4 protein-coding genes are annotated in these 3,314 nt (G+C 67.3%); 2 read left to right on the top strand and 2 right to left on the bottom strand.

Annotation, left to right across the window (positions count from 1 at the left end; translation table 11 throughout):
- Both VIL67_RS00855 and VIL67_RS19610 read left to right on the top strand, forming a co-directional pair.
- Positions 1 to 595 (top strand): calcium-binding protein (locus tag VIL67_RS00855; protein ID WP_332046950.1); only part of this gene is annotated, 595 nt, incomplete at its 5' end.
- Positions 596 to 661: 66 nt separating this feature from the next.
- A complete protein-coding gene (locus VIL67_RS19610; protein WP_414696152.1) occupies positions 662 to 1,243 on the top strand; it encodes a zf-HC2 domain-containing protein in 582 nt (193 codons plus the stop codon).
- A gap of 61 nt (positions 1,244 to 1,304) precedes the next feature.
- On the opposite strand, the gene VIL67_RS00850 is transcribed toward VIL67_RS19610, so the two are convergent.
- Positions 1,305 to 1,907, bottom strand: coding sequence for a Crp/Fnr family transcriptional regulator (locus VIL67_RS00850; RefSeq protein WP_332046949.1), 603 nt, complete (start codon positions 1,905 to 1,907; stop codon positions 1,305 to 1,307).
- Between the two features lie 760 nt (positions 1,908 to 2,667).
- Positions 2,668 to 3,314: adenylyl-sulfate kinase (gene cysC, locus VIL67_RS00845; protein ID WP_332046948.1), on the bottom strand; the 647-nt coding region annotated here is incomplete at its 5' end.

Genomic DNA, 3,314 nt, shown 5'->3' with positions numbered 1-3,314 from the left:
GGCGACGGCCATCGGCGCGATCAGCAACGACGACTCCTTCACCCTGCGCGGCACGAGCGGCGACGACCTGCTGAACGGCGGCGCCGCGGGCGATACGGTCCAGGGCCTCTCCGGAAACGACAAGATCTTCGGCAACGCCGGCGCCGACGTGCTGGAGGGCGACGAGGGGGCCGACACCGTGTCCGGCGGCGATCAGGACGACCTCGTTCGCGGCGGCGCCGGTGACGACATCCTCAAGGGCAACAACCACAACGACACCCTGGTGGGCGGCGCGGGCGCAGATAACCTGACCGGCAGCTCGGGCCTGGACGTGTTCCGGTTCGAAAGCCTCGACGGAAGCATAGACGTCGTCACCGACTTCAGCGGGAACGACAGGTTCGGTCTGGATCTGCTCGGGCTCGGCGTCACCGACGGACAGGTGCTGTTCGTCAACGGCCTCGGGGCCAGCACCGAGGGCGTGGCGGCGTTGCACTACGTCACAACCACGGGGGCCCTCTACCTGGACCGCAACGGAGGCGACGCCGCCGACGCCGTGCAGTTCGCCACCCTCTCCAACAAGTACCCCCTCAGCCTGGATCTGTTCTGGCTGACCTAGCGAGCCAAGCTCCGAACCGCACTGAACTGCGAACCGCCCCGTTGCCAACGGCGGCTTTTCCCGTTCATGTCAGCTTCAGGGGCTCCGAGACAAAAAAGATGCTGCGGCGCGGAGCAAGCACAAGTGTCAGCACAACGGTCCCAGTTGAAGTCGGCGATACCTGCGGTGGCGGCGCCCCTGGCGCACCATCCGACATCAGAGAGGCTCGCCGGCTACGCGCTGGGCGATTGCTCCCCCGGCACGGCTCTGCTCGTCGCCAGACACGTGGCGCAGTGCGCCAAGTGCGCAGAAACGATTCTCCGATGGGGGAGCTCTCCGCCCTCCGCCTGGGTCCCGCCGGCCGCCAAAGCCTGGCGCACCGTCTCGCCCGGGTTCGAAATGTCGCCGGTCAGGGAGGTTAGCGGCCTCGGCGAACTCGTGTTCATGGTCCGGGCGGCAGCCGGCGCGCGGATGCCAGGGGCCGTTGCGGGTCGTATCGACGAGTTTGTGGTCTTGTCCGGCGGGATCCTGCAGGGAGGCCAAGTCGCTGGAGCCGGCGATTTCTGGCTCCCCGCCTCACACCCGCAAGGCGAGCTCGTGGCGTGTAAGAAGGCAGGCCTCGAAGGCCTCTTCACGACTTCAGATGAAGCCTGGGAACACGAGGGCTGAGCGCGCCAGCGACAAGGCGGAATGGAGGCTCAGCGCCGTATTTGAGCCCAGGCGGCGCCGTTCAGCTGGCGCGATCGAGCCCAATCAATTCGCCGCGAGGGGCTGGGTCGGAGCAATGAACTCCGTCACCATCCGCAAGCGCCACCGGACCTCGTTCAAGTGACGATTGGCTGAAGGCGATTAGCCCGGCCCGGTCAAAGCCGCTTGCGCGTCCGAAACGGAAGTTCACGAGCTTGTTTCGCCGCAAGGTTCTGAGGCTGCGATTGACATGGACGACGCTCAAGCCAAGCGCGTCCGCGAAATGCTCCTGGGTGAGCGGCAGGCGGAATCCGTCGGACCCCACCAGGCCAAGCTCGTGCACCCTGTCGTGAAGTTCAAGCAGCAGGTCGGCCACGCGCTGCATCGCCGTGCGCCGCCCGAGCCTGACGACCGCGTCGTAGCGGCGCTCCTGCATCTGGTGCAGCGCTTGGTTCATGGCCTGGGCGACGTCTTCGCGATCCGCCTGCCGGACGCGATTCAGCAGTTGCGCGACATCGACGCATTCAAGGGCGGAGAGCGCCACCAGCGAGCAATGAGCGCCAACATCCTGTGGACGGGCTAGGACCACGTCTCCGGGCAGGGCGAGCAAGTAGATCTGTCGCCGGCCATCCGGCAGCACACGCATCTCGCAGGCCCAGCCGCTGAGCACCCATTTTGCACGGGGCTCCGTCGCGGCCGGACTCAGGGCCCTGCCCGCAGGACAGTGCTCGATCGGGCCGACAATCCCGCGTAGCGCCTCCGCCGTGGCTCCGTCGAGGCCAGCGGATCGCCGAAGCTTGCCGAGTGCTCTCTCCAAGGCGCCAGCCCGCTCATCCGCCCCGTGCGTCATCTACCCCAGACCTACCGATCGGGCGCTCATCCGCCCCGCAACCGTCATCCGGACCGTAGGCGCCTGGAGCAACTCCGCACTAACATCCGCGCAACGAGCGGGCGATTTCGGGTAACTTCATTCGGTAAAGTGCTGAACGACCAGCGAAAGAGTGGCATTTGGCACTTCATGATCCACTTACCGCCCGGATCAGCCCGCGGTCGTCAATCTCGTGGTGGTGCGCTCTAGCGACGCCCTTGCAGTCGGCGCAGAGTGTGGGTGGACGGAGACCATTGGCCAGCACGCCGGGCCGGCATGACGCCGCTGCCGACACACTGCGCGGAACTCCGGAGCGGTGGAGCATGGTTAGGCCTGCACCCACGCCTGAACTTCCCGACGCCCCGTCCAGACATGGCAGGCGCAGCGGCTTGGTTATTGTGCTCGTAGCCTGTGCAATCTTCTGGGCCGCTGCGGCCGCCGGAGTGGCGCTCCTGCTCTAGGACCCGCACGCAGTCAGCCCGCAGCCTCGTGGGCCACGGGAGTCACCTATCGCGTGCGACCCCGCCCAGCGGAGATGTCAGTTGTCCTTGGCCGCCGCCGTGAGGCGGGCGCAGATCCGTTCAGCCGCCTCCTCCGGGGTCAGCGCCGTGGTGTCGATGCGGATCTCGGGGGTCTCTGGCGGTTCGTACGGGCTGTCGATGCCGGTGAAGTTCTTGAGCTCGCCGGCGCGGGCCTTCTTGTAGAGGCCTTTCACGTCGCGCTTCTCGGCCTCGGCCAGCGGGGTGTCGACGAACACCTCGACGAACTCGCGGTCCTCCAGCAGTTCGCGGGCCATGCGCCGCTCCGCCCGGAACGGCGAGATGAAGCTCACCAGCACGATCAGGCCGGCGTCGACCATCAGCTTGGCCACCTCGGCGACGCGGCGGATGTTCTCGACCCGGTCCTCCTCGGTGAAGCCGAGGTCCTTGTTGAGGCCGTGGCGGACGTTGTCGCCGTCCAGCAGGTAGGTGTGGCGGCCCTCGGCGTGCAGGCGCTTTTCCACCAGGTTGGCGATGGTCGACTTGCCCGCGCCCGAGAGGCCGGTGAACCAGACCACGCGCGCCTTCTGGCCCTTGGCCGCCGAGCGGGCGGCCTTGTGCACGTCCAGCGCCTGCCAGTGGATGTTCTGGCTGCGGCGGAGCGCGAAGTGCAGCATGCCTGCGCCGACCGTGCGGTTGGAGATCC

The sequence above is a fragment of the Phenylobacterium sp. genome (genome assembly GCF_036563385.1).
Lineage (GTDB): Bacteria > Pseudomonadota > Alphaproteobacteria > Caulobacterales > Caulobacteraceae > Phenylobacterium.
This window is presented reverse-complemented; position numbering and strand designations above follow the sequence as displayed.

Bases quoted from the DNA above. Each gene is read 5' to 3' on its own strand.
- VIL67_RS00850 (WP_332046949.1), bottom strand. From the start codon at position 1,907: ATGCGTGTGCTGCCGGATGGCCGGCGACAGATCTACTTGCTCGCCCTG.
- VIL67_RS19610 (WP_414696152.1), top strand. From the start codon at position 662: ATGTCAGCTTCAGGGGCTCCGAGACAAAAAAGATGCTGCGGCGCGGAG.